13 protein-coding genes are annotated in these 18,795 nt (G+C 39.3%); 11 read left to right on the top strand and 2 right to left on the bottom strand.

Features of this window, described 5'->3' with window-relative positions:
* Nucleotides 1-10 precede the first annotated feature (10 nt).
* The 9 genes from mmsB to C4S54_RS16010 all read left to right on the top strand — a co-directional run bounded on the left by mmsB (nucleotide 11) and on the right by C4S54_RS16010 (nucleotide 13,500).
* Nucleotides 11-1,204 (top strand): multiple monosaccharide ABC transporter permease, encoded by a 1,194-nt coding sequence (gene mmsB / locus C4S54_RS09205; protein ID WP_103869270.1) that lies wholly within the window; start codon nucleotides 11-13, stop codon nucleotides 1,202-1,204.
* Between the two features lie 1,717 nt (nucleotides 1,205-2,921).
* On the top strand, nucleotides 2,922-4,592 hold the full coding sequence (locus C4S54_RS09200) for a M3 family oligoendopeptidase (protein ID WP_103869339.1): 1,671 nt from the start codon (nucleotides 2,922-2,924) through the stop codon (nucleotides 4,590-4,592).
* 156 nt (nucleotides 4,593-4,748) lie between these two features.
* A complete protein-coding gene (locus tag C4S54_RS09195) occupies nucleotides 4,749-7,040 on the top strand; it encodes an ABC transporter substrate-binding protein (RefSeq protein WP_160110739.1) in 2,292 nt (763 codons plus the stop codon).
* Between the two features lie 210 nt (nucleotides 7,041-7,250).
* Nucleotides 7,251-8,303, top strand: coding sequence for an ABC transporter permease (locus C4S54_RS09190; protein WP_022774210.1), 1,053 nt, complete (start codon nucleotides 7,251-7,253; stop codon nucleotides 8,301-8,303).
* Nucleotides 8,304-8,317: 14 nt separating this feature from the next.
* Nucleotides 8,318-10,408, top strand: a complete 2,091-nt coding sequence (locus C4S54_RS09185) for an ABC transporter permease subunit (protein ID WP_103869268.1) — start codon at nucleotides 8,318-8,320, stop codon at nucleotides 10,406-10,408.
* Between the two features lie 13 nt (nucleotides 10,409-10,421).
* On the top strand, nucleotides 10,422-11,414 hold the full coding sequence (locus C4S54_RS09180; protein ID WP_022774207.1) for an ABC transporter ATP-binding protein: 993 nt from the start codon (nucleotides 10,422-10,424) through the stop codon (nucleotides 11,412-11,414).
* The gene (locus tag C4S54_RS16310; protein ID WP_103869267.1) at nucleotides 11,401-12,927 is read left to right on the top strand and encodes an oligopeptide/dipeptide ABC transporter ATP-binding protein; all 1,527 of its coding nucleotides are present in this window, start codon (nucleotides 11,401-11,403) and stop codon (nucleotides 12,925-12,927) included. The genes C4S54_RS09180 and C4S54_RS16310 overlap by 14 nt, the downstream gene beginning before the upstream one ends.
* A 13-nt stretch (nucleotides 12,928-12,940) precedes the next feature.
* Nucleotides 12,941-13,195, top strand: coding sequence for a hypothetical protein (locus C4S54_RS09170; RefSeq protein ID WP_103869266.1), 255 nt, complete (start codon nucleotides 12,941-12,943; stop codon nucleotides 13,193-13,195).
* Nucleotides 13,196-13,326: 131 nt separating this feature from the next.
* Nucleotides 13,327-13,500, top strand: coding sequence for a hypothetical protein (locus C4S54_RS16010; protein WP_022774203.1), 174 nt, complete (start codon nucleotides 13,327-13,329; stop codon nucleotides 13,498-13,500).
* 96 nt (nucleotides 13,501-13,596) lie between these two features.
* Here C4S54_RS16010 and C4S54_RS09165 read toward each other — a convergent pair whose 3' ends face one another.
* Nucleotides 13,597-13,848, bottom strand: coding sequence for a hypothetical protein (locus C4S54_RS09165; protein WP_022774202.1), 252 nt, complete (start codon nucleotides 13,846-13,848; stop codon nucleotides 13,597-13,599).
* 180 nt (nucleotides 13,849-14,028) lie between these two features.
* Between C4S54_RS09165 and C4S54_RS09160 the strand changes: the two genes are divergently transcribed.
* Nucleotides 14,029-14,820 carry a hypothetical protein gene (locus tag C4S54_RS09160; RefSeq protein WP_103869265.1) on the top strand — a complete coding sequence of 264 codons (792 nt, stop codon included), beginning with the start codon at nucleotides 14,029-14,031 and terminating at the stop codon, nucleotides 14,818-14,820.
* 68 nt (nucleotides 14,821-14,888) lie between these two features.
* Here C4S54_RS09160 and C4S54_RS09155 read toward each other — a convergent pair whose 3' ends face one another.
* Nucleotides 14,889-16,352, bottom strand: a complete 1,464-nt coding sequence (locus C4S54_RS09155) for a methyl-accepting chemotaxis protein (protein WP_103869264.1) — start codon at nucleotides 16,350-16,352, stop codon at nucleotides 14,889-14,891.
* A 261-nt stretch (nucleotides 16,353-16,613) separates the two neighbouring features.
* Between C4S54_RS09155 and C4S54_RS09150 the strand changes: the two genes are divergently transcribed.
* Nucleotides 16,614-18,683 (top strand): methyl-accepting chemotaxis protein, encoded by a 2,070-nt coding sequence (locus C4S54_RS09150; protein WP_103869263.1) that lies wholly within the window; start codon nucleotides 16,614-16,616, stop codon nucleotides 18,681-18,683.
* Nucleotides 18,684-18,795: the final 112 nt, after the last annotated feature.

Here is an 18,795-nt window from a genome sequence, read left to right as displayed (position 1 = left end):
TAGGAGGATAGTGATGAATAAGGAACAGGTTTTGGGGTTTTTGAAGAAAAACACCATGGTAATAGTCTTAATTATAGTAGTAGCGTTTTTTTCATGGAGAACAGGTGGAGCAATACTTCTTCCTATGAATGTAAGTAACCTGATCTCACAGAATGCATATGTGTTCATTCTTGCAACAGGTATGTTGCTTTGTATTCTGACAGGTGGTAACATCGATCTTTCAGTTGGATCGGTGGTATGCTTTGTAGGTGCTATCGGAGCTCTTTTGATGGTAAATGTAGGAGCTCCTGTGTGGCTTACAATTCTGATAATGATCCTCATCGGAACAGCAATTGGTGCATTCCAGGGCTTTTGGATCGCCTTTGTAAGAATTCCTCCTTTCATTGTTACATTGGCAGGAATGCTTGCATTTAGAGGCTTATCAAACGTAGCACTAAATGGTCTTACAGTATCTATTAAAGATCAGACAACCTTTGTAAACCTCTTCGGAGGTGGTGCAGATTGCTATATTCCTGATTTCTTTGGAAATGGGAGCCTTAACCTCACATGTCTCTTTGGAGGAATCCTTGCAGCATCAGTGCTGGTTCTTTTACAGGTTCTCAGCAGAGTAAAGAAAAAACAGAATGGTTATGACCTTGAGCCTGTATGGACCTTTGGAATAAAGCTTGCAGCCTTGGCAGCAGTGATCATCCTCTTTGCTTACAAGCTTTCTCAGCACAAGGGAATTCCTACAGTTCTCATCTGGGTTTTGGTTGTGGTAATTATATATGGTTACATTACAAGCAACACTACAGTTGGTCGTTACTTCTATGCAGTAGGTGGAAATGAGAAGGCTACAAAGCTTTCAGGTATTGATACTAATAGAGTATATTTCCTTGCATATACAAACATGGGATTTTTGGCAGCACTTGCAGGAATGGTAACAATTGCAAGACTTACATCAGCTCAGCCAACCTATGGCCAGAACTATGAGATGGATGCGATCGGATCCTGCTTCATCGGTGGAGCATCTGCCTACGGCGGAATCGGAACAGTTCCAGGGGTTATTGTAGGTGCGGTTCTTATGGGTGTTATCAACCTTGGTATGTCACTTATGGGTGTTGATGCCAACATGCAGAAGGTTGTAAAAGGTGTAGTTCTTTTGGCTGCGGTTATCTTTGATGTTGTATCAAAGCGTGGTGGTAAGATGATCGTGAAGAATTGATACAAGATAAGCTTTGAAGCAGATAAAATAAAAATCACGCTGTAGATAAGGGAGAGTATTCCGGAAAAGCAATTTTGCTTATACCAGTGTACTCTCCCTTTGTATATGCGTAAGTAATTGGCTCCGTACGCCACCATTGACTGAACCTGAGGAAAACGCCGTCTATACCTCGCCGACGGTGAGGATGATGGGAACAGTAGATTTTCACGCACCGTCGGATTCAGCATTGTAGCGTTTACCTCAGAACCCGTCAATGGCAGGCACCTTCGGTGTGGCTGGGTTTTAATGCCTCGGGTTCTGACTCCGAGAACAGTAGGGGGCTACTTTCAAGAATATGTTTGACTATATGTCTGCGTTTTTTCAATGTAAAGAGAGCGAAGATTCTGTTTTGGAAATATAGCCTGATTTTTGAGCTTACGACACCATGCGACAAGGTTTTTGACTTGTGATTTTGGGCATATGCGGCCTTATTTGAGGTTACCACACCATTATATAGAGATCATATGTCTAAAGTTCACTCATCCAATGGATGTGGCAATCCATTTTTTCTCGTATATGCCCAGTTTCACTTCCTGAAAGTTTTGTCTATGGATGTGTTAACTTAAAAATATGACTATATACCCAATTCACTTTGACAATCCGAATTTTCTATGTTCCATTCAGTCCATATGATCGTGATGAATAATGGTTTGGGCATATAGCGCTTTGTAAAGCTTCCAGCCACCTCTGATTCTTACTATTTTGGGCATATAGCAGCTTTTTGCGAGGCCAGCCACCCTCAAATGGGCATATAGGCTGATTTCAAACCTCTGGCCACCCGTTAAAAGGGTGGCTGCGGCTGGAATATTACCGTATATGCCCAATCGACTGCGATGAAATCCATGATGAGGGGTGGCTGCAAGCTTGAAATCAGGCTATGAGCCCAAAACCTGTTTGATTGCAGGTGGCTGAGCTATTAAAAACAAGCTATATGCCCAAAGGCAACGCTTTCGGGCTCCTAAACTACTACCTATAGAGTGGACACATACAAACTCCCTTTAGCACTGCTTTCACATGCGGCATGCGAAAGCTGCGAGCCCATGTTCCCTAGAAACTAGCCGCTTCTGCTGCCACTGAATTCAGAGTCCGAGGCGCCTTCATCCCCTACTGTTCTCGGAGTCAGAGCCCGAGGCAATAACCCCCAGCCACACCGAAGGTGCTTGCCATTGACGGGTTCGGAGGGAAACGCTACAATGCTGAATCCGACGGTGCGTGAAAATCTACTGTTCCCATCATCCTCACCGTCGGCACGCAGAACAAGGCGTTTTCCTCAGGTCCAGTCAATGGTGGCGGACGGAGACGCAATCTAAATCTTTTCTAAGAGAATATGAGAGACGACTCAATAGGCTTTAAATTGGTAACTAATCACTAGAGCCGTCCCATTTTCCTACAGAGCCAATTACTTACACATATACAAAAGGAGATCATATTTCCGCGGATTATTATGATAAATACCTTTAACAATTTACCACGTTAATATGTTGACATAATATTTTGCATATAAAAACACGTGATTTCGGCAGGAGATTAATTTCACTCCTACAGTTTAGTGAATTAACTTGATGTATTTTAACAATTCAACGCTTTCTATTGCTAAATTGATATGTATAAAGTATAATGAAAAAATGTAATTTATAAAAATTTAATATTTAAAGTAGAAAGTGGGTTTACATAAATGATGAAATTATCACAGATGCCTTATGAGCGTCCTGATATGGATGCCATAAAGGCTTTTTATGAGAAACTAATAGACGACAGTAAGAATGCTAAAAGCGGTGAAGAACAGTACGCACTCCACAAAAAGTACACTGATTTTGTTGCAGATGTTAATACAGAGATCAGACTCGCTGTATTTAGACATAACATTGATACAACTGATGAGTTTTATTCAAAAGAAAATGATTATGTCGATGAAATAATGCCTCTTATTTCCAATCTGGATAATCAGTATAAGAAAGTTTTATTTGAATCACCATTTCGTGAGTACCTTGAAGAGAAGATAAATAAAATCTTTTTCAAGAACATTGAACTTGCAAACAATTCAATCAGTGAAGAGATACTTCCTCTTATGCAGGAAGAGAATGCACTTATCAGTAAGTATGACAAAGTGATTGCTTCTGCAAAGATTCCTTTTGATGGAGAAGAGTACAATATATCACTTCTTCGCAAAAAACTTACAGACGAGGATAGAGACACAAGAAAGCGTGCATGGAAAGCTCTTTCAGAGTACTTTCTTTCAGTTACTGATGAGATCGATGATATTTATGACAAGCTTGTAAAGAACAGAACTGAGCAGGCTAAAAAGCTTGGATATGATAATTACGTAGAACTTGGCTACAATCGTATGCAGAGAAATGCATACAGAAGAGCTGAAGTTGAGAATTTCAGAAAACAGATAAAGGAATCATTTGTTCCTTTTGTATGTGAGATTCAGGAAAAGAGAAAAGCTCAGATTGGTGTAGATGAGCTTAAGTATTATGACAACGATGTGTTCTTCAAAAATGGTAATCCAGCACCTATCGGAACACCTGAAGAAATCATGAAGGCAGGACAGGAAATGTATTCAGAGCTTTCTCCTGAGACAAAAGAGTTCTTTGATTTCATGATGGAGAATGAGCTCTTTGATGTCCTTGGAAGAAAGACTAAAAAAGCCGGCGGATATATGGACTATCTTCCTAAATATAAGGCTCCATTTATCTTTGCTAATTTCAATGGTACAAGCGGAGATGTAGATGTTATAACTCATGAGTGCGGCCACGCATTCCAAGGATTTGTTACCAGAAATGATGAGACTCCTGAAAACAACGACCTTACTATGGAGACAGCTGAGATTCATTCCATGTCAATGGAGTACTTCACATACGGCTGGATGGATAAGTTCTTTGGCGATAGATCAGATGATTATCTTAAGATGCATCTTCAGGATTCAATTACATTTATTCCTTACGGATGTATGGTTGATGAATTCCAGCATATCGTTTATGACAAGCCTGAAATGACTCCAGCAGAGAGAAAACAGGTTTGGAAAGACCTTGAGAAAACATACAGACCATGGCTTGATTTTGATGGCGATGAGTTCTTTGATGAAGGTGGCTTCTGGCAGAAACAGGGACATATTTTCTGGAATCCTTTCTATTACATAGATTACGTTCTTGCAAGCGTAGTGGCTATGCAGTTCAAAGTATGGATGGACAAAGACTATAAGGATGCCTGGAATCATTACTTACAGCTCTGCAAACTTTCAACCAGAGATTTTTACGAGAACGAGCTGGCTGAAGTTGGCCTTAAGAGCCCATTTAAGGATGGAACAATAGATGAGCTTGCAAGGAATATGAGAGAAAAAGTCTGATAACTCTTTATTATAGGAAGAGATAAGTTTATTTTTAAAAAACTTATGTTGCATTTTTGGTTTCGCCGATTTAAAATGGTGAAGTGTCAAAAAGACATATGTGCGCCAGTGACAAACACTGTGCGATTACATATATATTATGCGGGAGGTAGAAATATGAAAAAAAAGACACTTGCGTCTCTCCTTGCTCTTACAATGGTAGCTGGTTCATTATCAGCTTGCGGTAAGACAACAACAGAGACACCTGCAGCTCCTCAGGCAACTGAAGAGGCTTCTACAGAAGCAGCTGCAGAGACAGAAACAGAAGAATCAGAAGAAGTTGTTTCAACTGCTGATCTTCCATCATCAGTTCAGGAACTGAACGGAAAAGAGTATGGTGAGAATGCTGATTACATTTCACTTTACGACAAGTATGGCAAGCAGATCTCAATCGCTGATGTAACTGAAGATGAGACAACTGGTCTTGCTTACCTCAATGTAGACGGAAAGAGCTACGAGCTCGGTCTTGATTTCCTTTCAATGGCTATGGTTTACAACACATCAACAGAGGGAACAGACTTCGCTACAGAAGAAGAAGTATATGCAGAGTGGTGGAAGTATTACATCACACGTTGGAATCATATGCTTCCTGAGATTCCTCTTTACTCAAACGAGTACTATGATGTTTACAACACACAGATCAAGGGCGTAGAAGAGCATCCTACAAACCCATATTGGAATCCAGCTCTTGCTCTTATCGACTGGACATCAGAAAAAGAAGATAACTCAATTATCCTCGGTGACACAACAGATCTTTCTGGTAAGTTCAGATATTCTGTATTCGGAGCTAGTAACCCTGGCGCATCAGATAATGATATCTACAGACTTACAAATGGCCTTGACATCGTTGCTATGACTAAAGAGGGTGGCTACGAAGTAAATAAGACTGTTGTTGACAGCTACGATGAAGTAGATAATGAGGATGGTTCAAGAACTTACACAGTTAAGATCAAGGACAACCTTAAATTCTCAGATGGATCTGCTGTAACAGCTAAGAACTATCTGTACTTCCCACTTGCATTCTCAACACCAGTTGCTGCAGAAGCTGCAGGTAAAGATCACAAGAGACTTCTTTATGAAGTAGGCTTTGATGCATTCAATGCATATGACGGAACAAACGAAGGTACAGACGGCGCAACAAAGGTTATGAGCGGTGTTCGTCTTATAGATGATTACACATTCTCAGTAACAATTGATGCTCAGTATCTTCCTTACTTCTATGCAAACACATACCTTGCAAGAGATTACTTCGCTCCTTCATACAAGGATCTCTGGTTTGGTGATTGCGATATAGCTGATGACGGTGAAGGCGTTTATATCACAGGCGACTTCTATGCAAAAGACGGTGACAGCTATGTAATGGCTAAGCACATTACTGAGTCAGCTAACAACACAGATACAAAGTATCCTTACACAGGTGCTTATGTTGTAAAGAGCTATGACGCAAGCGATAAGTCAGCTGTTCTTGAGAGAAATGAGTACTATGCAGGTAACTATGATGGAGCAGTTCCTTCTATCGACAAAGTAGTTTACAAGAAGGTAATCGCAGAGACTCAGCTTGAAGACTTTAAGGCAGGCGGTATTGATCTCCTTTCAGGTATCACAGGTGGTTCTGCAACTGATGAAGCTGTAGCACTTGCTGATGGTTCAAACGGAGCTTATGCTTATACACACTATTCAAGAGCTGGTTATGGTAAACTTGGATTCAGATGTGACTATGGCCCTGTTCAGTACACAGCAGTTCGTCAGGCTATTGCATACTGCATGGACAGAGCAACATTTGCTAAGGACTTCACAGGTGGTTACGGCGGAGTTGTTGACGGACCTTACTACACAGGATCTTGGATGTACAAGGCTGCTGTAGATCAGGGAATGCTCCTCAACACATATGATACTTCTGTAGATTCAGCTATCGAAGTTCTTGAGAACGATGGTTGGGTATATAATGCAGAAGGTGGCGAGTACACAGAGGGTGTTCGTTATAAGAAGATTTCCGGCGAGTATGCTACAGAGAATGACAAGAACTATCAGTCAGTTGACGGTGCATACAAGACAGTTGAAATCGATGGCGATTACTACATGCCACTTGTACTTAACTGGTATGGTACTGTTGATAACGAGTTCTCAGATCTCCTTGTAACAGGTTTCGAGCAGAACGATAATATCGCAGCTGCAGGATTTGCTGTTCAGAAGACAACAGGTGACTTTGCACCAATGCTTGATGAGCTTGCTCAGCAGCAGATTTATGGTTACTACAGTGGTACACCTATGTACACATGCTTTAACTTTGCTACTGGATTCAACTCAGCGGTTTATGATTATTCACTTAATATGACTATTAATCCTACAACATATGACGATTATCAGGCATATTACATTAAGGATGAAGCAGATATTTATTGGAACTAATTTTCTACTAGAAGTTTCGGTAGGATTATGGTAATATAGGTAACTGACTGACAATCCACGGTTATGGGAATGAGCCCATAACCGTGGATTATTGTCGGTTTAAAGATGATTTTCGCAATATAGATTATTTGTTATTTGAATTTGAATACTCCTATCTGCAAATTGATTACAGATGGTTTATATATAGAATATTTTTAGGAGGTTTTGGCTGTGGGAAAATATATTCTTAAAAGAATAGGCTACATGTTTATTGTTCTTGTAGTTATGTCAGTTTTACTATTCCTTATATATAATCTGGTGCCAAATAACAGAGCTTATACAGACGCAAAAGCGGATATGACAGCTCAGAAAACTCGTCTTCGTAACGCTTCCGAAGAAGAGAAGGACAAGATGTTTAATGATTTGTATTTGGAATACCAGCGTAGATATGGAACGGATACCGATAATATGGCGGTGAGATACCTTAGATGGGTAGGAATTATGCCTAACTATTATGGTACTTATTCCGGACTTTTACAGGGAGATTTTGGTTACTCATATGAGTTCAAGGATGATGTTATCAATGTCGTTCAGGAACCTTTGAAAAACACCATATTTATAAATATATTTGCAACAATTCTTGCGCTTGGAATAACAATTCCTTTGGGAATTGTCTGTGCTGTACATAAGGGAAGCAAAGGTGATCAGGCTATGCAGGTTATTACCATCATAGGCTATTCTCTTCCAACTTTCGTAACAGCAATTCTTTTCGTATGGATATTCTGTTCACTTCTTGGAATATTCCCTCCTAGTGGAATGAAAACTCCGGGAAGTAACTATACAGGATGGAAGTGGTTTGTCGACAGAATGTACTACATGGCACTTCCTCTTATAACAATGACTTTCTGCTCACTTGGTTCTATGACAAGATATGTCAGAGCTTCTATGATCGATGCTCTTTCACTTGACTGCATCAGAACAGCGAGAGCTAAGGGTGTTACAGAAAAGGCAGTTATTTATTCACATGCATGGAGAAATGCTCTTATCCCTATCGTTACTCTTGTTGTTGGATGGTTCCTTGGTATTTTCGGTGGATCACTTATTTTCGAGAATACATTTGGTATCAACGGAATGGGTAAGCTTATGATCGTCTCACTCCGTACACAGGACTTTGATGTAGTTATTTTAATGCAGCTTTTCTATGTTGCTATTTCTCTTATAGGCAACCTGATAATTGATATTGTATACGGACTTGTTGACCCTAGAGTCAGAGTAAGCGCCTAAGGAGCAGTGAGATTATGAAGAAAAAGAATTTTTTTGGCCGATTGAACGGCTGGGTACGCAGAGTATTTTTTGGAGGAAGCAGAGATCTTGCAAACTCCATTGATGTTGAAGAAGTAGTAAGCCCTGTAGGACAGATTGTAAGAAACTTCCTTGAGAGAAGACTTGCAGTTGGAGCTTTAATAGTAGTTATTTTAATGTTCCTTTTGGTTTTCTTTGGACCACTTTTTATGCCTAACTACTATGACTCATATACAGAAGTTACTCAGAAAAATGTTGCTCCTACAATGAGCATGATGAAAGTTCCTTCAGGACTTAAAAATGATATAAAGATGATCGACAGCTATGGTAGTTTTTCAGTAGGTCTTTCCAATTCAGGAGATGTATATGTTTGGGGAGCTACACAGCTTGGAACAACAGGTATTGATATTGGAGAAATCCCTGATGCAGTTAAGGAAGATACAATTGCTTATGTTGCAGCAGGTATTGACCATATAATTGCTATCAGTGAATCAGGTAAGGTTTACGGATGGGGCTCTAATAAGCACGGTCAGTACATCACAACTGATAAAGAAGTCCTTGAGCAGCTTGAAGAAGCTGAGGAATCAGTAAGTGAAGAAGACCAGGCAATTCTTGAAGAAGCCGGAGCAACTACTGAGGATGTAGAGACTGAGACAGATGGCGTTGAAGAGACATCAGAGGGCACAGAAGAAACAGAGGTTGCAGCAGCAACATCTGCTTCAGCAGGTGAGAATATCATTCCTATGCCTGATGAGCTTGTTAATGGGACTATTGATGTAGCTAATATCAAAAAGCTTGTATGTGGTTATCAGTGTACAGCAATTCTTATGAATGATGGTAAGCTCTATATTTGGGGTAATGCTAATGCATACCAGAATATCAGCAGCTTTGTTGATAAAGATGACCTTACAGATATTGATTTTACACTTAACTATGTAGTTGGACTTACTGATGCAGGAACATCTATCTACACAGGAAAGCGTGGTCTCTACGATCAGTATCGTACAAATATAAATGAAGCAGCTAAGTCTTCCAAGAAGTTCCTTGGAAAGAGAAAGATTGTTTCAATCTATGCTACAAACAATCACCTTTGCGGAATGCTTAGTGACGGAAGCCTGTTCTTTACAGGAAACTTCCCAAATGATTCAGTTGCTATGCCTGCTCTTCATGACGGAGAGACAGTAGTACAGCTTGAAGCAGGAACATATCACTACACAGCTCTTACATCAGAGGGAAGAGTTCTTTCATGGGGTGGCTCAACACTTCATCAGACAGATGTTCCAAATGGACTTGATGGAAAGGTCACAAAGGTATTTGCAGGTGCTTTCCAGAGCTATGCAGTTAATGACAGCGGCAAGCTTATTGATAAATGGGGACTTAAGGGATACCTCTTTGGAACAGACGGTAATGGAGCAGACATCTTCCAGCGTATCATTGCAGGTGGAAAGATGACTATGACAATCGGTGCGGTTGCAGTTATCATTTCAACTATTATTGGTATTGTGGTTGGATGCCTTTCAGGATACTTTGGCGGAACAGTGGATATCATTCTCATGCGTGTAGCAGAGATCTTTGCAGCTATTCCATTCCTTCCATTTGCACTTATTCTTTCAGCTATCATGGCACAGATGGATATTTCTGAGAATGAAAAGATATTTATTCTTATGTGTATCCTGGGTGTTCTTACCTGGACAGGACTTGCAAGAATGGTAAGAGGACAGGTCCTTGTAGCACGTGAGAACGAGTATGTTACAGCAGCTAAGGCTATGGGTGTTAAAGAAGGCAGAATTGCTTTCAGACACATCCTTCCAAACATCGTATCAATTATATTTGTTACACTTACACTTGATTTTGCAACATGTATGCTTACAGAATCTTCTCTTAGTTATCTTGGATTTGGTGTTACATATCCAAGACCAACATGGGGGAACATGCTGAGTGGTTCAAACAATTCAACTATTATCAAGAATTACTGGTGGCAGTGGGTATTTACATCTATTTTCCTTGCAGTTACCTGTATCTGTATCAACATTGTAGGTGACACATTAAGAGATGTAATGGATCCAAAATCAGATCGTGATAAGTAAGGGAGTGTAAGAGATGGCTTTATTAGAATTAAAAGATTTACATACCTTTTTTAGAACTAAAAAGGGAATAGTTAAAGCGGTTAATGGCGTTTCTTACTCAGTTGATGAAGGAAAGACCATTGGCGTAGTAGGAGAGTCCGGTTCCGGAAAGAGCGTATCAGCAATGAGTATTCTGCAGCTCCTTGATGGTAACGGATACATCGATAGCGGTGAGATCATGTTCGATGGCAGAGATCTCACAAAGCTTTCAGAAAAAGAAATGTATAAGGTTCGTGGTAATGATATTTCTGTTATTTTCCAGGAACCAATGACAAGCTTAAATCCTGTCTTCACTATCGAAAGACAGGTAAGTGAGCCTTTCATTATCCATCAGGGTATGAATAAAAAAGAAGCAGCCGAGAAGGTCGTTGAGATGCTTGCAGATGTAAAGATTCCTAATCCTCACATTGTTGCAAAACAGTATCCACATCAGCTTTCAGGTGGTATGAGACAGAGAGTCATGATTGCTATGGCTCTTGCCTGCAAACCAAAACTTCTTATTGCTGATGAACCTACAACAGCCCTTGATGTTACAATTCAGGCCCAGATTCTTAAGCTTATGAATGATCTTAAGAGTGAGTATAATACTTCAATTATCTTCATTACACACGATCTTGGTGTAATAAGACAGATTGCCGATACAGTTGCAGTTATGTACTGCGGACAGGTTGTTGAGCTTACAGACGCAGAGACAATTTTCCATGTATCAGAGTTCTCACATCCATATACTGAAGGACTTATGATTTCAATTCCCAGACTTGATACTCCTTCAAACCAGAAGCTTGACGCTATTCCAGGCGCAGTGCCTCATCCACTTAAGCTTCCAAAGGGATGTAAGTTCGCTCCTCGTTGTAAATATGCAACAGAGAAGTGTTTAAATGAAGAACCACCACTTATCAAGGTTCGTGAGGGCCAGCAGGTAAGATGTTTCTATGCTAGAAAGGAGGATCGTCATGCCACAAAATGATAAAGTCCTCTTAAAGATTACAAACTTAAAACAGTATTTCCCTGTAGCTAAAAAGGGAATGTATGTAAAAGCCAATGATGGTATTACACTGGATATTTACGAAGGTGAGACATTAGGTCTTGTTGGAGAGTCAGGCTGTGGAAAGTCAACTTTTGGCCGTACACTTCTTCAGTTGTATCGTCAGACCGGTGGTAAGACAATGTACTATGGAGCTTCTCTTGATGAACTTGCTCCTAAGTATGTAAAAAAGACTGTTACAAACCTTACTAAGCTTAAGAAGAAGATGGAGGAGCATCAGGCTGAGTATGAAAAGGCTCAGAAAGAGTATGATGCAGCACCTGATGATAAGAAACTTCACCTTCACACAGATCTCACAGCAAAAAAGAAGACTGCTAAGGATTCTTATCTCAACATCGTTAATCTTATCGGTGGCTTCATAGTTGCTGATGACCTTGCTCCTGTTGAAAAGATATATACAGAGAGATATACAGCATGTGAGAAACTCAATAAGGATATTGAGAAGCATAAAAGTGCCAAGCTTGATGCAGATGAGCTTGAGTATGTAGTTAATAAAAAGGCTGATAAGGCAACAGATAAAGAGAAGAATAAGCTTGCTTCTCTTAAGGCAAAGGCAGATCTTATTAAAAATACTATTGATGCTGATAAAGCGGCAATAGCAGCAATTGATGAGAGAATAGAGGCTCTTCGCGCAAACTATAGAAGTAATCCTGATTTTGCAAAGCATGAAGAGAATCGTGATGAGGGTATTGATCTTGCAAGACTTTCATACAACGAAGTTCGTCTTATCAGAAATCAGCTTCAGTACATTTTCCAGGATCCATATTCATCACTTAATCCTAGAATGACTGTTGCATCACTTATCGGTGAGGGACTTATGGCTCATAAGTTCTGCAAGGGCAACAATGAGCGTATGCAGGATGAAGTAATCAAGATCATGGAAGACTGCGGACTTGCAGGATACTTCGTACACAGATTTGCTCACCAGTTCTCTGGTGGACAGAGACAGCGTATCGGTATTGCACGAAGCCTTGCTGTTAATCCTAAGTTTGTAGTGTGTGATGAAGCTGTATCAGCTCTTGACGTTTCAATTCAGTCACAGATCCTTAACCTGTTACAGGAACTTAAGGAGAAAAAGAACCTTACATATTTGTTTATCACACATGATCTTTCTGTTGTAAAATATATTTCAGACAGAATCGGTGTTATGTATTTAGGAAACCTTGTTGAGCTTGCAACAGCTGATGACATATTTGCATCACCTGCGCATCCTTATACTAAGGCTCTTCTTGAGTCAATACCTACAACTGACAGCAAAAAGGATCTGGTAGTTCTCGAAGGAGATATACCTAGCCCTGTTAACCCTCCTAAGGGATGTAAGTTCCACACAAGATGTAAGTATTGCACAGAAATTTGTGAGCATGTTGTTCCTGAGTGGGAAGAGATATCTCCAAATCACTTTGTAGCATGCCATCATAAGCTTGTGAAATTTTGAAAGGTTGCTTTGAATGGGATGGAATAGAAAAGTTGACAGAATATTTAAGGCAAGAGAAGAAAATAAAAAAAGTGAAGAGACGCCTGATATATACGCGGATGAGTATTATGATCCGAAAGAGGACAGAATTCCTTACGAAGTAGGAGATAACCTGGAAAAAGGAGATCTCTTTGCTATGATAGTGTCGGCTTGGATTGTTATCATGCCGATAGCTTTAGGGATTCTTCTTCTTATCGTATTACTGGCATGGTTCCTTCTTGGACTCTAAAATAATAAACTTTTCATTAAATAGGCACAAAAGTGTTAACTTTTGTGCCTATTTTACGATATAATAATAGAAAAGCAGATGGGATCTGCTTTCAAATTATTATACTATTTTAGAAAGGAGGAAAAATGTGTATGACAGCTACATGTGATGCCAGAATGGAAGTTATGGACTGCATTAGAAAGGATTGTGAGAACGAATATTATCCAGATCCCGAGAAAGTTGCCCATATTACCGGTTTACCTTTGGGGGTTGTGTTTGATCTGTTAATCGAACTTAAAAACCAGGGTTGTCTTGGAAAGAGATGATCTTCACCAATTTAATGGAGAATACCATGGAAGAACAGCAAATTTAAAGGTCCTGTGCAATTAAAGCATAGGACCTTTAATATTTTTTTATTATTATCAAAGCATTTCTACAGGCTCATGCGTAAAGTCAGCTTTTCCTTCTTCGTAAAGAGCTTTTACAAAGTCTATAGCTCTCTGACCTGATTCCTCTATAGGCACGTTTTGACTGTATATGTACTTTAAGTTATCACCGGTTGTAAGTAAGAAGTCTATTTCTGTTCCGCTTATCTTGCCATCACCAAAATCCAATGGCTTTACTTCCACAGAGCTTACTTCTTTTATAATTCCTGAACCAAAAAGAACTCTCATTAAGAAAACCTCCTTTATGTAAGTGATATTATAGTCTATATTTTATCACTAAAATGATGTAATTGCGATAGTCTTTGGCTATTTTGCCTATTTGTGCTATACTAAAGCTTGTGTTACAAAATTTGTAATATATTCTTGAAAGGAAGATGACAGAGCCATTTTGGCGCTTAATATATAGAAATGAATACTATAAAAAAGTTACTTACATCAGTTGCACTTACAGCAACATCATTTTCACTTCTTACAGGCTGTTCTTCAGCTGATAAAACTGCTATACAGGATACTGCTGATAAATTTCTTGCAATAGTTAAAAGCGGTACAAACGAGGATATTGAGAAATATGCCAGTGCCGAGGTCTCAGAAGGCGAATTTGTTAAGACCTTCGATAGTGAATATCTTAAACAGAACTTTATGGACGGTTTTGTAAGCAGCGAGATAGATGATGCTACGATGGAAAGAGTTGAATCATTCTGTTCACTCTTTTCCGATATGATTACAGATTACAAAATATCAGAAGTTTCTGTTGATAAAAGCGGCGTGGGAACAGTTGTAGCGATGATCGATACTTCTTTTCCTATTGATGTGATTGACAACTCGGAAGCTCTTGAGCTTATTGAAGAGCAGGCTCAGTCCTACTATGCTGAGAATGAAGAGCAGATAGTGGCAATGTATGAGGAAAAGACAGAAGAAGAGGTTGAGGCATATATTTATAACGATATGATCATCAAGATCATTGATGTTTATGAAGCACTTATTAAAGAGGCTTCGCCCGAAACCTATGCGATAACACTTACAGTTGAGAAAAATGCTGAGACAGACAGCTATTATGTGACAGGTGTTACATCTTACGATGAAGCGTCAGAATCTACTACACAGGCTGCTACAGAGACTGCGACTACTGTTGAGGCAACATCATCAGCCACCGGTTCTTCTGAGGAAGCAGATGCTTCTTCCAGTTCAGTATCAGAATAAAGAATAATGCATGAAATAAAAAGGCTACGCATTTTAGTGCGTAGCCTTTTTCTATAAATGAATTTACATTAGTCTGTTTGCATGTCTTTGAGCTTATTAGCCTGTTGGAATATTTCGCCCAATATCTTTTTGAAACCTTCGAATTTTTCTACAGCCATATCTGATGAGCGAACTCCTTCGTTGGAGAGAGAAGCAACTTCCTGGCTTGTAGCTGACAGGTTGGAGATACTGTCATTGATCTCAGTAGTAGAAGATGCAATCTGCTTCATTCCTTCGCCAATCTCGGCGAATCTGTCAAGCATCTCTGTAACATTTTCATTGATACTATTGAAGTTCTCTCCAACAGACTCTATCATTGCATTCTGTTCTGATACGGATGCAACTGTATCATCAATACTTGCCATAGCTTTCTGAACATCTTCATTAAGCTCATTTATGATATTTGTAATCTTTGTAGAAGCTGTATTTGTTTCATCGGCAAGCTCTCGCACGTCGTTAGCAACTACTGCAAAGCCTTTTCCTGCTTCACCGGCCCTTGCAGCCTCTATGCTGGCATTAAGTGCAAGAAGGTTAGTCTGTTTGGAAATAGACATAATAGAGCCAACAATCTTTTGTACTTCTTCAACCTTATTGATAACTGCCTGAGTAGCATCAACTGTAACCTGGCTTTGTTTTGAAACATCTTCAGATTTGATCTTAAGATCTTCAATAACTTTTACGCCGTCCTTTACGGCTTCCTGAGTACTTTCTGAAGCTACAGTCATGTCTTTTCTATGCTGCTCTGTAGTATTTGTTTCTTCCTGAATTTCCTGAACTCGTTCAGCCTGTTGTGTTACAGCCTGTGCTGTGCTTTCCATGCTTGAAGCAATATCCTTCATGCCTTCATGCTGAGTTTCAATTATATTCTGCAAAGAGGCCATGTCTTCTTGAGAAGAATTGAACAGGTCAGTAATAGTATTGGCAATTTCTGCCATTGCATTTCCTGTCTCGAGCGTCTTTTCGGCATTCTTTGTTATCTTTTCATTATTTTCATTGTTGAACTTTGTTAAAAGAGTTACTGTAGCAATACAAGCTACAAAAGCAAGAGCCAATGTGATGAAGGCAGGAACATGAACCATATCCAGAGAACCTTCTGTAACATAGGCCTTTATGCATGTAATAAAGAATGAAATGGTTATAGCCGAGATTCCTGCTTTACAGAGCCTTACATTTAAGTAGACAATGCTGCAGAAAAGTATCGGCAGACCAAATGCAAAATATGAAATGCTGTCTTCGGCAATCAGCAATACAAAATAGAAGATTGTAGCTCCACCCATTATAAGAATACAGCCAAGTTTTTGTGTGGTGAACTTAAACTGGCCAATACAGATCATTACACCACCTAGTACGACATTGGCAAAAATGGAAATTTTACCAACTGTTAAACCGGTTGAGAAAGCATTGATTATTGTAAGTATAAGTCCACTTAATAATATAACTACACAAACAGAAAAAGAGGTACTGTTAGCACGGCGAAATTGTTCTGGGCTCATATGTTATTTTCCTTTCTTAACTACATTGTGTTTTTGAAAACCATATTAATTCTATCATAGCAGGCTAGAATATAAACTATTTAACGTATTAAAAACTTATTAAAAAAAGATAAAAAGCGAATACTATAAAGTGATTTTTTATAGATATTTATACTTTTTTAAGAACACATAAAAACAATATATTGTAAAATATAGTTAGCGCTTAGTATACAGTTGAAAACATTGGCGCGAAAAAATGTATGATTCAGAAGAGGTGTGTCTATGAAAAAAATGAGCCTGAAAGTTAAAATGTTACTTTGTATTTTGCCTGTTATGGCAATCGCCATGATCATCTTAACTTATGTGGCTACCAAGGAACTGTCTACCAATCTTCAGACAGCGAATACTGAAGCCATGAACAATAATGTTGAGGCAAATGCAAATAGTCTTGATGGAAAACTGGAGATCATAAGAACTACAGCTGTAACTGTTGCAGAAATGGTTTCTACATCTTATCAGTTTGTTCAGATGGATAACTATAAGGGAACATTATCTAAGATTATTAATGATAATGATTCTATCCTTGGTGCAGGATTGTGGTTTGAGCCAAATACATTTGATCCGGCTGAAAAATATATCGGCCCATATTGGTACAGAGATGGAAGTACAATAGTTGAAACCTGGGATTATAGTAATGCAGAGTATGATTATTTTAATCAGGAATATTATTTGAATGCAAAAGCTCTTTCACAGGGACAGGCCGTTATAACAGATCCATATTATGATCCTACAAGTGGAAAGATCATGTCCAGTTGTTCTGCTCCAATATATGATGGAAATACATATGTTGGATGTGTAACTGTTGATATGGAGCTTACTGACATTTCGGAGTTTGTATCAAGTGTCAAAGTAGGCTCAACAGGAAGTGCTATACTTCTTTCTTCTGATGGTACTTATATATATACGGACGACAACCAAAAGGTAATGGATGGCGTAAAGATGCAGGAGGATCCTGATGCAAATATAGCAGCAGGAGGTCAGATGATCATTTCAAATTCCAGCGAAGAGCCACATATGGGAGTTATGAGAGTTGGTGGAAAAACAATCCTCTTAACCTATATGGATATTCCTAATGTCAACTGGAAGATGATCATCAGAATGGATCTTGAAGAAATTGAAGAACCATCCAAAAATGCTACAAGAGTTCTTACAGTAATTATGATCATTGCTCTTATTGTAAGTGCTGTTATTATAACAATCTTTGTTATGAGTATTGCTAAGAGTATCAACAGCGTTAAACAGTTTGCAAACATTCTTGCAAGTGGAGATTTTACAGTTGATAAAATCGTATCTAACAGAGGTGATGAGCTCGGTCAGATGAGTGATTCCCTCAACGATATGTTTGAGAATAACAAGGAAGTTATTTCTAGAATTTCAGATGGATCAGTACAGGTGAGCGAGACATCAACAGGCCTCGCAAATATGGCTAATGAGCTCTCCGGCCAGTTTAATGATATCCAGACCAATATGTCAGGTGTTAACGATGCAATGATGTCGTCAGGAGCTGCTACAGAGCAGGTAAATGCATCTGTTGAAGAAGTAAATGCATCGGTTCAGCAGCTTGCATCTGAAACAGAAAAGACAAGCGAAGATGCTGTTGATATCAAAAAGAAAGCAGGCGAGATCGAGCAGCAGAGCAAAGCTGCATATGATAATGCTTTACGTATTGCAGAGCAGCGCGAGGCTGACCTTGCGGATGCCAATGAAAAAGCTAAAGTTGTTGATGAAATCGGAACACTTGCAGATACAATTGCTGAAATTGCTGATCAGATCAATCTTCTTTCACTTAATGCCAGCATAGAGGCTGCAAGAGCAGGAGATGCAGGTAAAGGATTTGCAGTTGTTGCTTCTGAGATCAATAAGCTTGCAAGCAGCACTTCAGAAGCGGTAGAACAGATCAGAGAGACAATAGACGGAGTACAGGAAGCATTCGGAACACTTTCAAGTTCATCCGGAGAACTCCTTGGATTTATCAAAGAAACAGTTGCTCCTGACTATGATAAATTTGTTAATATGGCAAAACAGTATGGTGATGATGCAGGAGCATTTGGAGATTCATCAGAAAAGATCGCAGGAATGGTTGAGAATATCAGAGCAGCAATGGAAGAAGTATCCAAAGCTATTCAGAATATCGCAGAGTCCACTCAGGACACAGCTGATCTGTCAAGCAGAGTAAATGATTCTGTAATGGCTGCAGCTGATGTGGTATCCAATGTAAATGATATGTCCAGCAAGCAGGAAGAGATTGCGGATACTCTCGGAGAGATTGTTGGCAAGTTTAAACTTAAATAATTTTCCCCTCCCCCAAAAAAAGAACTCCCAAATCCGGGAGTTCTTTTTTTGTTGCACAAGACCGGCAAGCGAATGGATGCTTGCATACAAATTCATTTGCCGGTCGTAAGGA

The organism is Butyrivibrio sp. Su6 (assembly GCF_900108105.1).
Lineage (GTDB): Bacteria > Bacillota > Clostridia > Lachnospirales > Lachnospiraceae > Butyrivibrio.
This window is presented reverse-complemented; position numbering and strand designations above follow the sequence as displayed.